Annotated in this window: 14 protein-coding genes; 9 read left to right on the forward strand and 5 right to left on the reverse strand. The window is 44.6% G+C overall.

Annotation, left to right across the window (positions count from 1 at the left end; all coding sequences use genetic code 11):
• Nucleotides 1–28: 28 nt before the first annotated feature.
• The 6 genes from sucC (at nucleotide 29) to pgaD (ending at nucleotide 8,537) form a co-directional block, all read left to right on the forward strand.
• Nucleotides 29–1,195 carry an ADP-forming succinate--CoA ligase subunit beta gene (sucC, locus tag OKC24_RS01000; RefSeq protein WP_130144142.1) on the forward strand — a complete coding sequence of 389 codons (1,167 nt, stop codon included), beginning with the start codon at nucleotides 29–31 and terminating at the stop codon, nucleotides 1,193–1,195.
• 12 nt (nucleotides 1,196–1,207) lie between these two features.
• Nucleotides 1,208–2,098 carry a succinate--CoA ligase subunit alpha gene (gene sucD, locus OKC24_RS01005; protein WP_130144141.1) on the forward strand — a complete coding sequence of 297 codons (891 nt, stop codon included), beginning with the start codon at nucleotides 1,208–1,210 and terminating at the stop codon, nucleotides 2,096–2,098.
• 248 nt (nucleotides 2,099–2,346) lie between these two features.
• Complete coding sequence (gene pgaA / locus OKC24_RS01010; protein WP_265464538.1) at nucleotides 2,347–4,803, forward strand: poly-beta-1,6 N-acetyl-D-glucosamine export porin PgaA; 2,457 nt, start codon at nucleotides 2,347–2,349, stop codon at nucleotides 4,801–4,803.
• Nucleotides 4,803–6,671: a poly-beta-1,6-N-acetyl-D-glucosamine N-deacetylase PgaB gene (gene pgaB / locus OKC24_RS01015; RefSeq protein ID WP_130144139.1), complete on the forward strand. Its 1,869-nt coding sequence runs from the start codon at nucleotides 4,803–4,805 to the stop codon at nucleotides 6,669–6,671. Before pgaA ends, pgaB (OKC24_RS01015) begins: the two co-directional genes overlap by 1 nt.
• Nucleotides 6,671–7,948, forward strand: a complete 1,278-nt coding sequence (gene pgaC / locus OKC24_RS01020) for a poly-beta-1,6-N-acetyl-D-glucosamine synthase (RefSeq protein WP_130144138.1) — start codon at nucleotides 6,671–6,673, stop codon at nucleotides 7,946–7,948. The genes pgaB (OKC24_RS01015) and pgaC overlap by 1 nt, the downstream gene beginning before the upstream one ends.
• Entirely contained in the window at nucleotides 7,935–8,537 is a 603-nt protein-coding gene (pgaD, locus tag OKC24_RS01025) for a poly-beta-1,6-N-acetyl-D-glucosamine biosynthesis protein PgaD (RefSeq protein ID WP_131275989.1), read from the forward strand. The genes pgaC and pgaD overlap by 14 nt, the downstream gene beginning before the upstream one ends.
• A gap of 8 nt (nucleotides 8,538–8,545) precedes the next feature.
• On the opposite strand, the gene pgaB (OKC24_RS01030) is transcribed toward pgaD, so the two are convergent.
• The 4 genes from pgaB (OKC24_RS01030) to OKC24_RS01045 form a co-directional block, all read right to left on the reverse strand.
• Nucleotides 8,546–9,721, reverse strand: a complete 1,176-nt coding sequence (gene pgaB / locus OKC24_RS01030) for a poly-beta-1,6-N-acetyl-D-glucosamine N-deacetylase PgaB (protein WP_252151874.1) — start codon at nucleotides 9,719–9,721, stop codon at nucleotides 8,546–8,548.
• 350 nt (nucleotides 9,722–10,071) lie between these two features.
• A complete protein-coding gene (locus OKC24_RS01035) occupies nucleotides 10,072–11,781 on the reverse strand; it encodes a flotillin family protein (protein ID WP_265464544.1) in 1,710 nt (569 codons plus the stop codon).
• Nucleotides 11,782–11,880: 99 nt separating this feature from the next.
• The gene (locus OKC24_RS01040) at nucleotides 11,881–12,522 is read right to left on the reverse strand and encodes a YqiJ family protein (protein ID WP_130144134.1); all 642 of its coding nucleotides are present in this window, start codon (nucleotides 12,520–12,522) and stop codon (nucleotides 11,881–11,883) included.
• 474 nt (nucleotides 12,523–12,996) lie between these two features.
• Complete coding sequence (locus OKC24_RS01045; protein WP_130144133.1) at nucleotides 12,997–13,539, reverse strand: hypothetical protein; 543 nt, start codon at nucleotides 13,537–13,539, stop codon at nucleotides 12,997–12,999.
• A 323-nt stretch (nucleotides 13,540–13,862) separates the two neighbouring features.
• Here OKC24_RS01045 and cysD point away from each other — a divergent pair, with 323 nt between their 5' ends.
• From cysD to OKC24_RS01060, 3 genes are all read left to right on the forward strand, one after another.
• Nucleotides 13,863–14,777: a sulfate adenylyltransferase subunit CysD gene (gene cysD, locus OKC24_RS01050; RefSeq protein WP_005008282.1), complete on the forward strand. Its 915-nt coding sequence runs from the start codon at nucleotides 13,863–13,865 to the stop codon at nucleotides 14,775–14,777.
• 163 nt (nucleotides 14,778–14,940) lie between these two features.
• The gene (cysN, locus tag OKC24_RS01055; RefSeq protein WP_131275976.1) at nucleotides 14,941–16,554 is read left to right on the forward strand and encodes a sulfate adenylyltransferase subunit CysN; all 1,614 of its coding nucleotides are present in this window, start codon (nucleotides 14,941–14,943) and stop codon (nucleotides 16,552–16,554) included.
• A gap of 141 nt (nucleotides 16,555–16,695) precedes the next feature.
• Complete coding sequence (locus OKC24_RS01060; RefSeq protein ID WP_130144131.1) at nucleotides 16,696–16,971, forward strand: hypothetical protein; 276 nt, start codon at nucleotides 16,696–16,698, stop codon at nucleotides 16,969–16,971.
• A 3-nt stretch (nucleotides 16,972–16,974) separates the two neighbouring features.
• On the opposite strand, the gene OKC24_RS01065 is transcribed toward OKC24_RS01060, so the two are convergent.
• Nucleotides 16,975–17,778, reverse strand: a complete 804-nt coding sequence (locus OKC24_RS01065) for a hypothetical protein (protein WP_130144130.1) — start codon at nucleotides 17,776–17,778, stop codon at nucleotides 16,975–16,977.
• Nucleotides 17,779–18,021: the final 243 nt, after the last annotated feature.

Raw genomic sequence — 18,021 nt, forward strand, 5'->3', positions numbered from 1 at the left:
AAATAAGCAGCAATAAAAAGGTTAATCGATGAATCTACATGAGTATCAAGCGAAAGCGCTATTAAAAAAATATGGAATGCCGGTACAGGAAGGCATTTTGGCCACCAATGCAGAAGAAACCCTAAAAGCATTTGAACAGCTGGGTGGTAAATTTGCAGTATTAAAAGCGCAGGTGCATGCAGGCGGCCGCGGTAAAGCAGGCGGCGTAAAAGTCGTCAAAACAGCGCAGGAAGCGGCAGATTACGCCAACAGCATTATTGGTACACGTTTGGTGACCTATCAAACAGATTCAAACGGCCAGCCTGTGAACAGCATTTTAGTGGCTGAAGATGTGTACCCTGTCGAGCGGGAGCTTTACTTGGGCGCAGTTGTAGACCGTTCCAGCCGCCGCGTGACCTTCATGGCCTCAACCGAAGGCGGTGTGGAAATTGAAAAAGTTGCAGAAGAAACCCCTGAAAAAATCATTAAAGTCGAAGTTGATCCACTCGTGGGGCTATTGCCATTCCAAGCGCGCGAAGTCGGCTTTGCTTTAAATCTGAAAAATGAACAGATCAATCAATTTGTTAAAATCATGACAGCTGCGTATCAGGCGTTCATTGAAAATGATTTTGCGCTGTTTGAAATTAATCCTTTGTCTGTGCGTGAAAATGGTGAAATTCTTTGCGTAGATGCCAAAGTGGGCATTGATTCAAATGCGCTGTACCGTCTGCCTGAAATTGCTGCCATGCGTGATAAATCGCAAGAAAACGAACGTGAATTGAAAGCGTCTGAGTTTGATCTGAATTATGTGGCATTAGAAGGCAACATTGGCTGCATGGTCAATGGTGCAGGCCTTGCCATGGCAACCATGGATATTATTAAGCTGTATGGCGGCCAGCCAGCTAACTTCCTTGATGTGGGCGGCGGTGCAACCAAAGAAAGGGTGATTGAAGCGTTTAAAATTATTTTATCGGATAGCTCTGTAAAAGGTGTTTTGATTAATATTTTTGGCGGCATTGTACGCTGTGACATGATTGCTGAAGCAATTATTGCTGCGGTTCAAGAAGTGAATGTAACTGTGCCTGTCGTGGTTCGATTGGAGGGGAATAACTCCGAGCTGGGCGCAAAATTGCTTGATGAATCAGGTTTGACTTTAATTTCTGCGAATGGCCTTGCCGATGCTGCAGAAAAAATTGTTGCTGCAGTAGAAGCTTAAGGAGTAGCCATTATGAGCGTATTAGTAAATAAAGACACAAAAGTATTGGTACAGGGCTTCACCGGTAAAAACGGCACATTCCACTCGGAACAGTCGATTGCCTACGGCACAAAAGTGGTTGGCGGCGTCACGCCGGGCAAGGGCGGTCAAACCCACCTGAATTTGCCTGTGTTTAACACCATGAAAGAAGCCGTGAAAGAAACCGGCGCAAACGCCACCTCAATTTATGTGCCTGCGCCATTTGTCTTGGACTCCATTATTGAATCCATTGATTCAGGCATTGAATTGATTGTAGTGATTACTGAAGGTGTGCCGACGCTGGATATGCTGAAAGCCAAGCGCTATTTAGAAACCTATGGCAATAATGCGCGCTTAATTGGGCCAAACTGTCCAGGGATCATTACTCCGGGGCAGTGTAAAATTGGCATTATGCCGGGCCATATTCACCAGCCGGGTAAAATTGGCATTATTTCACGTTCAGGCACATTGACCTATGAAGCGGTGGCGCAAACGACGAAACTCGGTTTAGGCCAATCGACCTGTATCGGCATTGGCGGTGACCCGATTCCGGGGATGAATCAAATTGACTGCTTAAAGCTATTCCAGGAAGATCCGCAAACTGAAGCCATTATCATGATTGGCGAAATTGGCGGCACGGCTGAAGAAGAAGCTGCGGAATATATTCAGGCGCATGTGACGAAACCCGTTGTGGGCTATATTGCAGGTGTAACTGCGCCGAAAGGCAAACGCATGGGGCATGCGGGCGCTATTATTTCTGGTGGAAAAGGGACAGCTGAAGAAAAATTTGCGGCTTTTGAAAAAGCGGGTATGGCGTATACGCGCAGCCCTGCAGAATTGGGTTCTACCATGCTGCAAGTGCTGAAAGATAAAAATATTGCTTAAGCAAGAGACTTAGGCTGTGTTCATCAGCTGCAAGAAAGAGCCCCTTTAAAGGGGCTTTTTTGTACCTGTAATAAAAGCAAGAAACTTCAAATACATAACGATACTCTTCTTATTGATTACTTTTTAAACACTTTCTTACATAAAAATGATGGTTCAGGCGAAAATTTGGCCAAACTTATTCTATATACTGTGAAGCATGTCACATTATGTGGCTGCTTATAAATATAACTTTCTTAATGTGAATAATCATGATCAATAAGACATATTTAGGCCAATTTTGTTTTTTATCGATTTTGACGAGTCTTCCAGTATTAGGGCAGGCTGATGATCTTGTTGATCAGCAGCGGGAAATAAGTGTTGCTGAAATCCGTGCCGGTAATACCGATCAAGGCTTTAATCAGTTAAAGGCATTATTGAAGCTGTATCCAGATAATCAAAAGTTAATCGCAGACTATATGGCGCTGCGCTACGCAAATGCAAAATTTTCAGCAGATGATGCCGCATATCTGACACAGATTGTGCCGGCTGAATTCCCAGGCTACGGCAAAGTCAGTGTGATTAAAGGGCTGCGTGATCTGAAGCAGTATGATCAGGCGCTGCAGTGGACAGAAAAGTTTTATCAGACGGATCTATCTGAGCAATGGCCCATTTGGCAAGGCGTTTTGCTGGCTGAGTCAGGGCAAAAGCAACGCGCGAGAGAAAAGTTTGCCCAGATGGATTTGCAGTTTTTTGAAGCCGATTATTTATCGCAGCTGGCCTATGCTTACCGTTTATTGGAAATGCCCGCCGATTCATTGCATGCCGCTCAGCTGGCGCTGGACAAAAAAACGGATACTGATACTCAAGAACAGTATGTGCTGGCATTAATGCAAAACAGTGATTTTGTGAAAGCCGAACAATATATTCAGTCCAATGGCATGATTGCTTCCCGTCCGGCATTGCAGCATCTTTTGAAGATGAATGAATTTTCACAGCGCATTCAGCAAGGCATTCAAGCATCCAAAAATGCATTTGATATGAAGCGAGGAGTAGAGGCTTACGCATCTTTGGACAGCGTGATTGCGGATATGCAGGCTTATGAACCCTCTTTGCCCGCAGATGAAGACAGTAAGCGCAAGTTTTATTATGAATACATTTTTGCCTTAAATGCCAGAAATGCCTCAAAGCAAGCGATTGCGCAAGTCAGCAAAACTGGGCTGGATGCGATGGAAATGCCCGCTTATGTCCGTCATGCGCTGGCAGACAGCTATTTAAAAATCCGTCAGCCAAAACGGGCGGAGCAGCTGTATAAGAGTTTGTTTGCGGAAAAAAACTATGCGGACTATAACGTGTATTCAGGGCTGTATTACAGTTTGATTGAGCAGGAAAAATTTAAAGAAGCCAATCAGCTGATTGATGAAATGGATAAACAGCTGCCAACCTTTGTGTACAGTAATGCCAAAGGGGTGGATAAAGCGCCGCATGATGACCGTACAGAATTTATTGCCCTGAAAGGCCTGAACTATGCCTACAGAAATGAACTTGGCAAGGCTGAGCGGTATTTTAATGAATTGACCGCTAAAGCGGCGGGCAATATCGGCTATCAAAACAACTTGGCGCAAATTCAGCGCTGGCGCCAAAAGCCTGAGCAGTCACAGCTCACTTTAGATCAATTGAACAGCCTTGAACCAGTCAGTCAGGCGACGCAAATTAACCGCATGCAGAACTTTCAGGCGCTGAATCAGGTTCAGGCATGGCGGGCGATGAATCAATATCTGTTCAAGAATTTAAGCGAAGATACTGGTGTTCAGCAAAGCAAGAAAGAATTGGATGACCGCGATCGGGCGACGATCCAGCATCAAAGCTCTTTTTCAAAAAGTGATTCAGACAATGACGCGCTGCTGGGCCGCTTAAAAGGTTCCCGCGAACAGGAGAACTGGACGCGCATCAATAGTCCTTGGTTCTATGAAAATTTCCGCCTTTTTGCAGATCACAGCAACCGCTGGGCAAAGTATGAAACAGGAAAATTGAAAGATCAGCGCATTGGTGCGGGGCTGGAATGGTCTTCAGACCGTAAAGCCGCATCTGCTTTGCTGTCACAGAGTACGGACGGCGACCGCTTTGGCGTTCAGCTGAACTGGGCGCAGCGGCTGAGTGATCATTGGGATTATGCGCTGGGCTATGACAGCCAGGCGGATATTCCGCTGCAGTCTTTGGCGCAGGGCCATGAAGGCCAGTCGTATCTGTTCGGGATGAATTGGCAGCAGAACGAATCGCGCAAAGCCGGCGCGGCTTACCAATTGACAGATATCGATGATGGCAATACCCATCAGGAGCTTTCAGCCTACTTTAAGCAGCAGCTGCAGCAGTCGCCGCATCATATTACAGCGGCAACAGTCCGCGGCTTTTATGGTCAAAATGACCAGATTGATGTGCCGTATTTCAACCCTGAGCATAGTTACAGCGCAGAGATTACTTTAGAACACGACTGGATGACTTGGCGAAATTATGAACTTCATTTTAATCAGCACTTCGCAGCAACAGTAGGCACATTTGGGCAAAACGGCTACTCCGGCAAAGCGCTTTACAATATTTATTATCAGCATGACTGGCAGCTGTCCCGAACCTGGAAACTGAATTATGGCATAGGCTGGGGTTCACATCCGTATGATGGCGATGATGAAAATAGAACCTATGCCACGCTTGGATTTGAGGGGCGCTTCTAATGAAAAAACAGTTTAGACAGCTATTTTTGAAGCAAAGCTTAGTTTTGGGATTGCTGCTGCCATTCAGCGCAACTGCGCTGCAGGCAGCGAAAACCGCTGCGGTACGGATCAATGCGCCTTTGTCTTTGAGTGAAGAACAGCAGCGCCAAAATCAATTTGTCACGCTTACTTTTCATGATGTGCGTGACGATGTGGCTAAAAGCGGCGACCGTGATGTATATGCCATCAGTACGCAAAACTTAGGACAGTTTTTTGCTTGGATCAAACGTGAGGGCTGGCAGCCAATCCGTTTACAGGACGTAATGCAGGCGCGGCTGAAGCAGCAAAAACTGCCTGAAAAAGCCATTATGCTGACCTTTGATGATGGCGCGCTCAGCAGTTACAGCAAAGTCTTCCCTTTGCTGAAAGCCTATAGCTATCCAGCCGTATTCGCCATTCCAACCAGCTGGATTAACGGCAATACCAAAGATGCTTTTGAGGCGTATGGTGAAGGCAGTTTAATGAACTGGGGCCAAATGCGCGAAATGCAGCAGTCCGGCTTGGCAGAGTTTGTCTCGCATTCAGATAATTTGCATCGCGGCATTTTGGCAAATCCGCAGAAAAATATGGAGCCGGCGGCGATTACCCGGGAATACCTGCCTGCTGCAAACCGCTATGAAAATACGGCAGAATTTGAAAAGCGCATTGTGAATGATTTGCAAAAATCCAAACAAGAACTTGATCTTCAATTAGGGATTAACAGTTTGGCGATTTTTTGGCCTTATGGCGCTGTTACCCCTGAAATCGAAGGATTGGCGCGTCAAGCTGGCTTGCCGATGTCTTTCAGCTTAGGCAATGTGGTCAGTTTAGCGGATTCCATTCAGACTTATCAGCGCATACTGATTATGGACAATCCGAGTCCTGAACAAATTCATCAGAATATGGATGATTTTATCAGTGAAGCTCGCGCGCCGTATAAGCAGCGTAAAAGTTTTTTAAGCTTTAATCTGGCGGAACTGCAGTCAAAAACTCCTGAGGAATTTGACCAAAAGCTTGGTCAGCTGCTGGATCAAGTTAATGCATTGAGAAGCAATACACTGCTGCTGCAGGCTGCAATTGATCGAGACGGCGATGGGAAAATTGATGCGCTTTTTTTTCCCAATTCAAAGCTGCCGATGCAGCAGGACTTGCTGAACCGTACCGTATGGCAAGCGAGAACCCGCATTTCAAACAGGGTGTATGCTGAACTGCCGGTCAGTCTGCAACTGCAGCAGGGCATTAATTTAGCTGATCTGACAGCAGACTTAATGAAGAACAACAGTTCACTGGAAGGCCTGATTTTAGATCCTGGCAATGCGCTGGACTGCGCCATTAGCCAAGCGCAGTGGACTGACGCTTGCACACAGCAAGTGAAACAGGTCATTGCCATCAAAGAGCAGAGCAAAGCGAGCGCGCATTATTATTCCAATATCAGCAATGATAATCAGACAGCCCTAAAGCTGAGTTTAAAAGGCAATCACTTTGCAGGCTTAAAGCCTTTAGTCACACAGGCCTTAACATCATCGGATTTTTTGTATATCAGCCTGAACCCGGTGCAGCAGCCGGAAACGTTTAAAGCATTTGTCAAAGCGCTGAATAGCTTAGGCGCAGAGCAAAAGCAGCGTTTAATTGTCAGTTTAGATATTAATCCGAAGATGAGCAGCAAAGACTGGGCGCGCTATCAGCAGAATTATCAGATGCTGCGCGCCGCCTCCATTCAAAAGATTGGCGTCAATAATTACCTGCTTCAGGATGGAGCGAGGGTACAGCAAAATCTGTATAAAAATTTAAGCATGAATGGCAGTCCTCTGACCTACCGCGATCCTTATCAGCAAGGAGGAACCAGGTAATGGAACAATGGATAACAAATTTGAGTTTTAATGACTTATTTTTTGGCTTTGCCTTTTTATATCCGCTGTTTATGGCGTGGATTTGGATTGCCGGCGGCATCTGGTTTTATTTAAAGCGTGAATGGAAACAGCCGGAATTGCCCGTGCCAAGTAATGCCGGCTGCAGCATTATTGTACCGTGCTTTAATGAAGAAGCGCAGGTGCATGAAACCATCCGTTTTGCCATGCAGACACAGTATCCGAACTTTGAAGTGATTGCGGTAAATGACGGCAGCCGAGACAGGACGGGTGAAATTTTAGACCGGCTGGCGGAACAGTATCCCAAACTGCGCGTGGTGCATCTGGCGGAAAATCAGGGCAAAGCTTATGCGCTGCGGGCTGGCGCAATGGTCAGCCAATTTGAGTATTTGGTTTGCATCGATGGTGATGCGCTGCTGCATCCGCATTCTGTACTGTGGATGATGCACCATTTAACCCGATTCCCGCGGGTGGGCGCGATAACCGGAAATCCGCGCATCGTGAACCGTTCCAGCGTTTTAGGCAAAATTCAAGTTGGAGAATTTTCTTCAATCATTGGCTTAATTAAGCGCGCGCAGCGGACGTATGGCCGTATTTTTACGGTATCAGGCGCTATAGCGGGTTTCCGTAAAACAGCCTTAGACCGGATCGGCTACTGGCGTGATGACATGATTACAGAAGATATTGATGTGTCGTGGCGCTTGCAGTTTGATCATTGGGATTTGCACTATGTGCCGCAAGCGCTGTGCTATATCTACATGCCTGAAACGTTTAACGGCTTGTGGAAGCAGCGCCTGCGCTGGGCGCAAGGCGGTATTGAAGTGCTGTTTGCGTATTTGCCGAAAATCTGTAAATGGCATTTAAGGCGCATGTGGCCAATTGCTTTTGAATCCATCATCAGCGTGCTGTGGGCGTACACCATGTTTGGGATTTTTCTGCTGTATTTCTATGGGCTGTTTTTCTCGCTGCCAGGCGAATGGGCAATTCAATCGCTGATTCCGCAATGGTATGGCGTGATCTTGGGTTTGACCTGTTTAATCCAATTTTTGGTTAGCCTTTGGATTGACCGGCCTTATGATAGGCACCGCATGCTGCGCAATTATTTCTGGGTGATTTGGTATCCGCTGTTCTTCTGGATCTTGGCCATGCTGACAACGGTATTTGCCTTGCCGAAAACCATTTTTAAAACGCAGAAACGCGCCCGCTGGGTCAGCCCAGACCGCGGTTTTAGAGGGGAGGAAAACAATGAGCCAAGTTAATGATCTAGCGCAGAAGCCAGCCAATGCTGCTAAATTCCGCATCATCGAAAATGAGTCATTGCTGGAACTGCCGGAATATATCGATGTTCATGGTCCAGTACAGAAGCCAGCCAATGCCGCTGAATTCCACATTATCAAAGATGAGGCTTTGCTGGAACTGCCTGAATATATCGACCAGCCTGAATATGTACGCCGCAAAACGGCAGGCTATAGCTTAATGGCTGTTGGCTGGATGTTTTGGATGTGGCTGTTTATGCCTATATTAACCCTCATGTTCTGGTGGTTTGAAGGCGCGGTGGCGTATACGCAGGTCATTGAGCAGATACAGCCTTTGACTGGCATTTCTATCTTGAAGCTGATGGCCTGCATTGGCATTTTGATCGGCTGCCTATTTATCTGGGCCGGTTATAACTGGGTGCGTTTTCATGGCAAAGACCGGCGCAAGGCGCCAGACAATGTGAATGATGCTGCTCTGGCGCAAAGCTTTAATGTCCAAGCGGGCGATATTGCGAAAATGCGTCAGTCCAAGAATATGACCCTGCATTACTCAGAAGAAGGGCGGCTGGAGAATTATAGAATCAATCGCTAGAGAATGGATTATTCAGCTTTTGCAAATGCATTTTTCAGCTGCTTGGCATCAGGATGCCCTTGCACAAAGTCATCAGGATAATAGCCTATATGCTGAACGCCGTTCTGTTCCAGCAATTGTATGGTATCGATTAACTCTTCATCAGATATTTGATTTTGATGATTCCAGTCAGTGGCTTGCAATTCAAAAATGGTACGGCTCAAATTCGGGTCGTATTTTTTTGCCCGCTGAATCAAGTCTAAATAAAATTGACGGTGATCGTCAGCTTTTTCCATATAGGGCATCGCCATAATGGCATTATAGTCATAGTGCTGATAGGTGCCGGCATTGGATTGGCTGAACCATTTTTCACTGTCTGGATTCAGTACGGCTTCTGCATACATATTGCGGGCAAAGCGCAAATTCGGCTGGCGCTGCTTCAATATTTCGCTGATGCCTGCGGCGAATTGATCTAGATAGGCGGTTTTATAGCGGGAAAATTTTAACTGATGCGGATGTTCCGGCTGCCCAATTAAGGATGCGCTGTTAAGGCTCCATTTTTGATAGGCGGCATGGGCCGGCGCGCTATCATCTTCAAAATCGCTGAGGGTAATATCATCATGATACAGAATGCCGTCAACCGGATTCCGCTGAATGAAGTCTAAAAATATTTCAGCGGTATACTGCAGATTTTTTGCATCAAAAGGCGAAATACGGATGTAGCCTTTCTTTCCGCCGCTATTCTGCACGTACTGCAATTGGTATTTTTCAGGGAATTCCCACGCGATTAATGGCATCCAGCCATACACCGCCTGAACTTTCGTATGCTGGCGGATATCCAGCAGCACGCGGTGAAATAAATCTTCGCGCAGCGGGATGTGCCTGTTTTGAAAATAAACGGCATTGGCGGAACCATTGGCATCTGGATCGGCAAAGGCCTGCAAAAAAACAGTATTGGGCTGAATGGTCTGAATGCGGCGGATAAGTTCCCGAAGATTGCGTTTTTGCTGTAGGGGATTGGCATCATAAACGTAGTCTAAATCAATATGCATGATGCGCATGTTCTGCTGCTGGGCAGTCCGCAGTCCAGCTGTTTTTTGCCGCGCAGGCGCAGACACTGCATAGCGCTTCACTAAGTCTTGAATGGGATGCTGCGCAATTTGGACAGTTTCGGCATTGCAGGATCCTGCAATTGCTAAACCCATGCAGGCCAATATGCTCAGCAGCCTCGGCTGCATAAATAAAAAGGGTTGAAATCTTAGTTTTTTTTGCGCCAGTCTATGCGGCTTTAACTCACACATTGGCGATTTTTTTGAACGCTTGAATTGCATTTCTTGATCTTTTTTTGATGTATTTGGTGTTATTAATATAGAGGGATGCAATGAAAGAATGAAAGTGTGATTTGGTTGACGCTTTGTTGCTGATGCGGTCTTGCCGGTTTTTCAAGAGCCGGTGCTGTTTTCAGGGGGCTGAATAGGAGGCACATCATAGCCTGTTATAAAAAAACTGCGGCCATTCAGCCGCAGTTTTAAAGGGAACATCGCGCTGGCCTGAATCAGCCCGTTTTTTGCTTTAAGCTCTGGGTGAGTCCATTAATGTCGCCGCCCTGAATGCCCAGTTCGCTCATTAAGCTGTCAATCAGCGGCGCTTGAGAGCGGTAGCGCAGGGCGCTGTTAACGACTTGATCAGACAAAGCCACATTGCTTCCGTCATGCTGCGCATCGCCTTGGCAAGAAGAGCCATGGCTGCCATGCAGGCCATTCACCTGCAGAATCTTAATGTCGTCAATATTTTCCATCGGCTTGACGCTTTCACGGATAATTTCCGGCAAGTATTTCAGCATCGCTAAACGGATCTGCATTTCAATTTGCTCAGAAGACAGCACATTATTTGCTTCATTCACAGCGCGAGTACCTTCTGCATCAACTTGGTACTGTTTTTCCATGGCTTGCGCCAAAAGCATTTTCGCATCGGCTTCGCCTTTGGCTTTTAAGCGGGCCTGTTCCGCAGACGCTTCCGCGGCAATCCGGATAGCCTCAGCATCATCTGCCGCTGCTTGCTTGCCTGCTTCTGCCGCTACCGTAATGGCAATCGCATCCTTTTCTGCCGCCTGTTTTGCTGCGACTAATTCAACGGCTTTTTGACGTTCTGCGCGCTGTGTTTCACGGACCGTGATGACTTCTTCTTCAGCTTTTACCGCTTCTGCGCGGGCGCGGTCAGCCTGCGCTTTGGCTTCTGACTCTTCGCGGGATTTTTCAGCAATAGCAATCGCTCTAATCTGCTCGGCCAGCTCAATGGTTTTTTTCTGTTCGACCTGCGCCTGTTCAATAATTTGCGATTTTTGAATATTTTGATTTTCTACATCACGCGCTGCAGTAATGCGCTTTAAATCCACTTCACGCTCTGCTGCAATGCGGGCTTCTTCAGCTTCACGCTTTTTACCCGCTTCCTGTGTTGCAATCTCAGCCAGCTGTTCTGCTCGGCGCACTGCAATTTCACGCTCCTGCTGCAATTTGGCATATTCTTCTTCACGTAAAATTTGCAGGCGCGCCTGTTCAGCTTCTAAGTTTTTCGTCTTGATGGCAAGATCTGCATCCTGCTCAATCGCATTGCGCTTGCGGCGGCGGTCTTCAATGGTTTCAGTCAGCTTGGTTAAGCCTTCCGCATCGAAGGCATTTTGCGGGTTAAAGTACTTAAATCCTGTCTGATCCAGCCCCGTCAAAGACACGGTTTCCAGTTCCAAACCATTTTTATGCAGGTCTTCAGAGACCACCTGCTGCACTTTTTGCACAAAGTCGACCCGTTTTTCATGCAGTTCTTCCATCGCCATTTCGGCAGCCACCGCACGCAGCGAATCCACAAATTTGCCTTCCACTAAATTTTTCAATTCATTGGGCGACATGGTCTTTTGACCCAAAGTTTGCGCTGCTGTTGCAATAGATTCGGCTAATGGCTTTACACGCACATAGAATTCAGCCATCACATCTACACGCATGCGGTCGCGGGTAATTAAAGCTTGATCATCTGCGCGGCGCACTTCCAGGCGCAACGTATTCATGTTGACAGGAATAATTTCATGAAGGACAGGCAAGACAATAGCGCCGCCGCCTAAAATCACCTTTTCTCCGCCAAAACCAGTGCGCACAAAGGAAATTTCCTTGCTGGAACGGCGGTAAAGCCGGGCAAGAATAAAACCGATAAAGATGAAGGCGGCAAAGATTATGCCTGCTGTAAGCAGAATGCCGCTTGGAATTAAATCGAGCATGTTATTGTTTCTCTATAGTTGTCTGTAAAGTAAAAATTGTATTTAAATCATGTTTTAATGCATTTGGCTGCTACGATGGGGGCATGTACTGTCAAAAACTTAGGCTGTTGGGTTTGCCTGAAAACCAATTTGAGTTTTTTGCGTTAACACAACAGACTGACCCTGCTTGAACGTTTCATCCTGTTCCGGTTCAACCATGACATAGTGCAATTGGCCAAATTGATCATAGACTTTGGCTTGAGCGGGGGAATTCGGTTTTGCATGACCTAATACAATCACTGCAGTACGGCCAATAAGTTCATCACTGTAAATTGCTGTAGTTTCATCTTGCGGCAATATTCTGGCAATCAGCTGGGTGCTCATACGCACCAGCGGCATACATAAAAATAAGCAGGCTGGGGCAATCACCCAGGCGTTAAAAGTCATGGAGATATAATGCAGCATGAGGCCCTGAATAATGAATCCAGTCAGACTGTAAACGGTCAGGAAAATAATCAGCCAAACAAATAAAGGAACACGCCCCCAATACATCCAGTCCAGAACTTTCATAAATACAGACTGATCAGCATCAATCGCTAAATCGGTTTGATGGCCAGTGTCGCCAGGAAGGAATTGATCCAGCACGCTATGTGAGCTGCCGCCGATCAGCACCAGCACCATTTCAAAGAGGCCAAAGAAAAACATTAGGCAGAGGCTAATGCTGAAGACAATATTAGACGGGTGTGTAATCAATTCCCACATTATATTTATCTCTATATTTTGCTTATAAATTATATGAAAATTCTAGTAACTGGCTGAGTGTTTTCATTTGCTAAAGATATCATTTAATTTTACTAAAGTATAATAAAAAGAATAAGAAGAGCCACATTTCAGTCCTAAAATATACCGAACTGTCTATTTACACAATCACGTATTTATTTATGGGTTTTAAACAGTGTTAAAGCCTATTGCCTTCGGTGATTACTCTCGTAGTTTGCATCCAAGCCGGATGCAGGGAGACACTGGCTTAATGGCAGGCTGAATCATAAAAATCACAGCTCTATTTTTAGATGAGCATGTTCAGTAAAAGCGCTGTCTGCCGTATTTTTTTAGACTCAAGCTTCTGCGGTGAGGAAGGGTTATAAAATGGCTTTGTATGAGTACCGCTGCGGCAAAGCACTCATACTCTGGGGCTGACGTATGCTGTCATTGAAGGCTAATTTTTTGATGCGCTTCTTAAAGCAACGCGGTTTGAATGCGGACCTTCATATTTAGCGCTTCCTGAATGAGATAAGACTTCATCCACTGCACTTGCTGGCCCGTCGGATTGGTTTTCACGGCGCTGTTTAAAAAGCTGAGCGCTAACTGGCTGAGCAGCTGCTGTTCAATCGCGTCTTCCAGCTGCTGCGCGTTGGAGGCTAAAGGCATGCTGACAGTATAAAAGCCTTTAGGGTAATTATAAAAGGCATACAGCAGATTGAAGGCCCGCTGATCGCCTTTTAAATTGCCAGCGCCAATTTCATAGCTGCTGTCTTGGTTGCTATGGGTTAGCCCGATCATAAACTGCCATTGACCATCCGAAAGTCTAAGTCCAAATTGCAGACCGATTTGATCTGCAGTCAATTCATGCTGTGCAAAATTATTCAATGCAGCGCCGTTTTCATTTAATGCGTCCTGCAGGGTCAGCATATTGCGGTTATGCAGATAGATAAAGCTTGCAAGCCGAGCTTGTTCTAAACGCGCTTTTAAAGTATCAATGTCAAAATCGCTATAAGGCATCGTGAGTCTTTTGCTGGGGGAACTGCCTGTACTCTAGGCAGGAAAAGGCGGAATGAAAAGATTTGGCTTAGAGTATTTATCTATGACATTATTGCTCACGCTTTTGAACTTTTTCCTGTAAATCAGGGCATAATAGCTGGCGCTGATTTTTAAGCTGCTGTTGATTAATCAAATTCAATAAGCTTTATCAGAAAACCTCTATATGACGAATTTGCATATCAATATAATAAAACAAGCAATAGTTGAGATAACTAAATCACTATAATGAATATAAATTTTCAAAAGTGTCATAAGTACACGTTTTTTCTAAGCTGGTGTTGTCCATGTCGTTAAATGAGGAAAGACTTACTCATCTTAAACAGCTAGAAGCTGAGAGTATTCATATTATCCGTGAAGTTGCTGCTGAGTTTGAAAACCCAGTCATGCTTTATTCTATTGGTAAAGATTCTGCAGTGATGCTTCATCTTGCATTGAAAGCGTTTTATCCTGCCAAACTTCCATTCCCGCTGCTGCATGTCGATACAGGCTGGAAGTTTAAAGACATGATCACTTTCCGTGACAACATGGCTAAAGAACATGGCTTTGATTTGATTGTGCATCAAAACAAAGAAGGGAAAGATGCAGGCGTCAATCCATTTGATTACGGCAGTTCAAAATATACTGACATCATGAAAACTCAAGGCTTAAAACAAGCACTTGATAAATATCAGTTTGATGCTGCTTTCGGCGGCGCACGCCGTGACGAAGAGAAATCACGCGCCAAAGAGCGTGTGTATTCTTTCCGTGACTCTAAACACCGCTGGGACCCGAAAAACCAGCGCCCTGAGCTTTGGAATCTGTACAACGGCAAAGTGAACAAAGGCGAAAGTATTCGGGTATTCCCATTGTCGAACTGGACTGAGCTGGATATCTGGCAATACATCTACCTTGAAAATATTAAATTGGTTCCTTTGTACTTGGCTGCAGAACGTCCAGTGGTTGAGCGTAATGGTACACTCATCATGGTGGATGATGAACGCATGCGTTTGAACGAAGGTGAAGTGCCGCAAATGAAATCGGTGCGTTTCCGTACTTTGGGCTGTTATCCATTGACCGGTGCAGTTGAATCAACTGCAACAACGCTGCCGGAAATTATCCAAGAGATGCTTTTAGCAACCACATCTGAACGCCAAGGCCGCATGATCGACCATGACGAAGCAGGTTCGATGGAAAAGAAAAAGCAGGAAGGTTACTTCTAAGAATCTCGAAATCTCCCTTGCACAGCAGTGCTGCTCACCCTCTTTGATAAAGAGGGGGGAACTCCCAAAAGTAAACGGAGCAAGTCTCCCTTAACAAAGGGAGATTTAGAGGGATTAAAAGATTCAGAAACCGATTTCTAAAGAATATGTGGAGCTTTGAGCAATGTCTCATCAATCAGAACTTATTAGCCAAGACATTTTGGCTTATTTAAAACAGCACGAAAATAAAGACTTATTGCGTTTCCTCACTTGCGGTAACGTGGATGACGGAAAATCGACTTTAATTGGCCGTTTGCTTTACGATTCAAAATTGATTTATGAAGATCAATTGCAAGCGGTAACCCGCGACTCTAAAAAAGTCGGCACGACGGGCGATGCGCCTGACTTGGCCTTACTTGTAGATGGTTTGCAAGCAGAACGTGAGCAGGGGATTACCATTGATGTAGCTTACCGTTATTTCTCAACGGAAAAACGCAAGTTCATCATTGCCGACACCCCAGGGCACGAACAGTACACGCGCAACATGGCGACAGGCGCGTCGACTGCGGATCTTGCCATCATCTTGATTGATGCGCGTTATGGTGTGCAGACGCAAACCCGCCGCCACTCATTTATTGCCAGCCTGCTGGGCATTCGCAACATTGTGGTTGCGATTAATAAAATGGACTTGGTGGAATTTTCTGAAGCGCGCTTCAATGAAATTCAGGCCGAGTACAACGAGTTCGTCAACCAATTGGGTGAGCGTAAGCCTGCCAATATTATCTTCACGCCAATTTCTGCGCTGAACGGTGATAACGTGGTAAACAAGTCGCCAAATACACCGTGGTACCAAGGTCAGACTTTAATGGAGACTTTGGAAACTGTTGAAATTTCGCATGATACTGGCAAGCACGGATTCCGTTTCCCAGTTCAGTACGTCAACCGTCCTAACCTCGACTTCCGCGGCTTCTGCGGTACGATTGCGCTAGGTGAAGTGAAAGTCGGCGATACCATTACTGCATTGCCATCGGGCAAGTCTTCAACAGTGAAAGAAATTGTCACTTTTGACGGCAACTTGGATCATGCTGTTGCAGGTCAAGCTGTGACTTTAACACTGAATGATGAAATTGATATTTCACGCGGCAACGTGCTGGTAAAAGCAGGCGAACAGCCGTTAATTTCACGTTCTGCTCGCGCATCTGTGGTATGGATGACCGATCAGCCATTGGTTGTGGGTAAACTGTACAATGTGAAGTTTGGCACGCAAACGATTCCTGCTAAAGTGGCAAAAATCAACTACCGCACCAATGTCAACACATTGGAAAAAATGCAAGTTGAAGAGCTTGAGCTTAATGCGATTGCTGACGTCACCATCGAATTTGATGCGCCAGTGGTATTTGACCGTTATCAAGACAGCCGTTACACCGGTTCTTTCATCTTCATTGACCGTTTGAACAACGTGACTGTTGGTGCAGGTATGGTTGAGTCAGCAGTGGAATGGACTGCACACAGCGAGCCTGTAACTGCTGAAGCGCGTGCTGCACGTTTGGGTCAAAAACCTGCTGCGGTAACTGTGACTGCAAAAGCCCTTGAAAATGCACAAGCGATTGAAAGCTTGTTGATTCAACAAGGTGTAGTTGCGATTGCGAAAGCAGGTTTGACTACTGAGCAAGTTGCTCTCGTTCGTGAAACGGGTGTGGTTGTGATTACCGATGCTGCTGAAGGCACAGATGTAACTTACACAGTAGACACTGCTAAAGAAGTCGCTGAGAAAATTGTTGAGTTGGTTCGTCTGTAATAGATTGAGCTGATAAAAAACCCGCCTAGTGCGGGTTTTTTATTGTTTAGAAATTAATTGCTTAAAAATGAAGCATTTAAATTTTGTGTGATGATTCATGTAAATACTTTCTCTATAAAATGCCTAAATAGAGGGCTATTTATGAAAAAGTTATTATTTTTAATGGGGTTGTGTGCATTCACGTTTAGTGTTGATGCAAAGCAGAGTAGTCAAAGTGCTGAAGCAATTAAGCAGAAGATTATTCAGAAATCGATTGAAAATTATTCTGGAAATTGTCCTTGTCCCTACAATACTGCAAGTAATGGCAGTCGTTGTGGTAAGCGCAGTGCCTACAATCGAGCAGGTGGTTATGCTCCACTTTGTTATCCTGAGGATGTAAGTGATCGGATGGTGAAAGAATATAAGGGAAGAGGGTAATCTTTATTCATCTATATTTATGCATTCATGTAATTTTAAAATCTTATAAATAAAAGGTTTATCGTCCAAAGTTTGAATTTCAACATCAACTATGAAGGCAACGCCGTAGGGATGTTGGTTAAATAGCATTTCTTTTTTTAATTCATCATTTGCAAATCTAATTTTAATTGTATTTTTTGAAATGGACTCAATTACCCCTTTATCATTATTGGTATTTTTTGTTGAGGAATTTGTTTGTGTGAATACAAGTAAAACCTGTTCTTTGATATTGGTTTTGGGGGTGGGTCTAAACTCTTTGATAGATTGAGCCTTGTTATAGATATCTTTAGCATCTGAAGAGTTAATTGTTACATTGACAGTGCAATTATTACCAAAATTTATTCCTTCAAAGCTAATTTTACCATTTTTATCATTAAGAATTGGTTCTACTAATCCTTGAATATTACTTAGAGTTGAAGTACTTATTTTCTCTTCTTCAATAATTGCATGAGTTGAATTGTTCTTTAAAAGATTAATGGTATTGGCGATATGTTTTGTGAAATCTAATAAAGTGTTTGCATGTTCGGCAAAAGCTAGCAAAGTAGGGCTATATGCTATTAAGTCTGTAATAATTGATCCTGAACGGATTTCATTAACAAATAATTTAATATCATCAGGTTGTAAGTGATTTTCAGCTGTTCTAATGTAATTTGAGTATTCAGAGTTAACACTATCTAAACTATTAATGTAGTGTGCTAATTCGATTTTATTTGAATATTCTATATGTATTTGCAACTTTGATTCATCAAACTTAACTATAGTTTCCATAGGTAATTTTTCTAAAGTATTTGTATGTATTTTATACATATTTTATTGAAAAAGAACTCTGACTAATGTCTATTAAAAAGTATTTTCTAGTAGTTTGAAAATATGTATATTTAGTCCATTAATGGTTAAATTTTAAAATCTATTGTTCTAGGATATGTCTTAACTAATCTTAAGTTGTATTTTTGCTATGCCAAATTCAGATCTTCTCGCAGCTAGTGACAGCCCTGCCAAAACACGTAAATG

This window comes from Acinetobacter entericus (assembly GCF_026168575.1).
Classification (GTDB): domain Bacteria; phylum Pseudomonadota; class Gammaproteobacteria; order Pseudomonadales; family Moraxellaceae; genus Acinetobacter; species Acinetobacter bouvetii.

Bases quoted from the DNA above. Each gene is read 5' to 3' on its own strand.
- pgaA (WP_265464538.1), top strand. From the start codon at position 2,347: ATGATCAATAAGACATATTTAGGCCAATTTTGTTTTTTATCGATTTTG.
- cysD (WP_005008282.1), top strand. From the start codon at position 13,863: ATGTCGTTAAATGAGGAAAGACTTACTCATCTTAAACAGCTAGAAGCT.
- OKC24_RS01065 (WP_130144130.1), bottom strand. From the start codon at position 17,778: ATGGAAACTATAGTTAAGTTTGATGAATCAAAGTTGCAAATACATATA.
- OKC24_RS01045 (WP_130144133.1), bottom strand. From the start codon at position 13,539: ATGCCTTATAGCGATTTTGACATTGATACTTTAAAAGCGCGTTTAGAA.
- OKC24_RS01060 (WP_130144131.1), top strand. From the start codon at position 16,696: ATGAAAAAGTTATTATTTTTAATGGGGTTGTGTGCATTCACGTTTAGT.
- sucD (WP_130144141.1), top strand. From the start codon at position 1,208: ATGAGCGTATTAGTAAATAAAGACACAAAAGTATTGGTACAGGGCTTC.
- sucC (WP_130144142.1), top strand. From the start codon at position 29: ATGAATCTACATGAGTATCAAGCGAAAGCGCTATTAAAAAAATATGGA.
- pgaC (WP_130144138.1), top strand. From the start codon at position 6,671: ATGGAACAATGGATAACAAATTTGAGTTTTAATGACTTATTTTTTGGC.
- cysN (WP_131275976.1), top strand. From the start codon at position 14,941: ATGTCTCATCAATCAGAACTTATTAGCCAAGACATTTTGGCTTATTTA.
- pgaD (WP_131275989.1), top strand. From the start codon at position 7,935: ATGAGCCAAGTTAATGATCTAGCGCAGAAGCCAGCCAATGCTGCTAAA.
- OKC24_RS01035 (WP_265464544.1), bottom strand. From the start codon at position 11,781: ATGCTCGATTTAATTCCAAGCGGCATTCTGCTTACAGCAGGCATAATC.
- pgaB (WP_252151874.1), bottom strand. From the start codon at position 9,721: ATGGGTTTAGCAATTGCAGGATCCTGCAATGCCGAAACTGTCCAAATT.
- OKC24_RS01040 (WP_130144134.1), bottom strand. From the start codon at position 12,522: ATGTGGGAATTGATTACACACCCGTCTAATATTGTCTTCAGCATTAGC.
- pgaB (WP_130144139.1), top strand. From the start codon at position 4,803: ATGAAAAAACAGTTTAGACAGCTATTTTTGAAGCAAAGCTTAGTTTTG.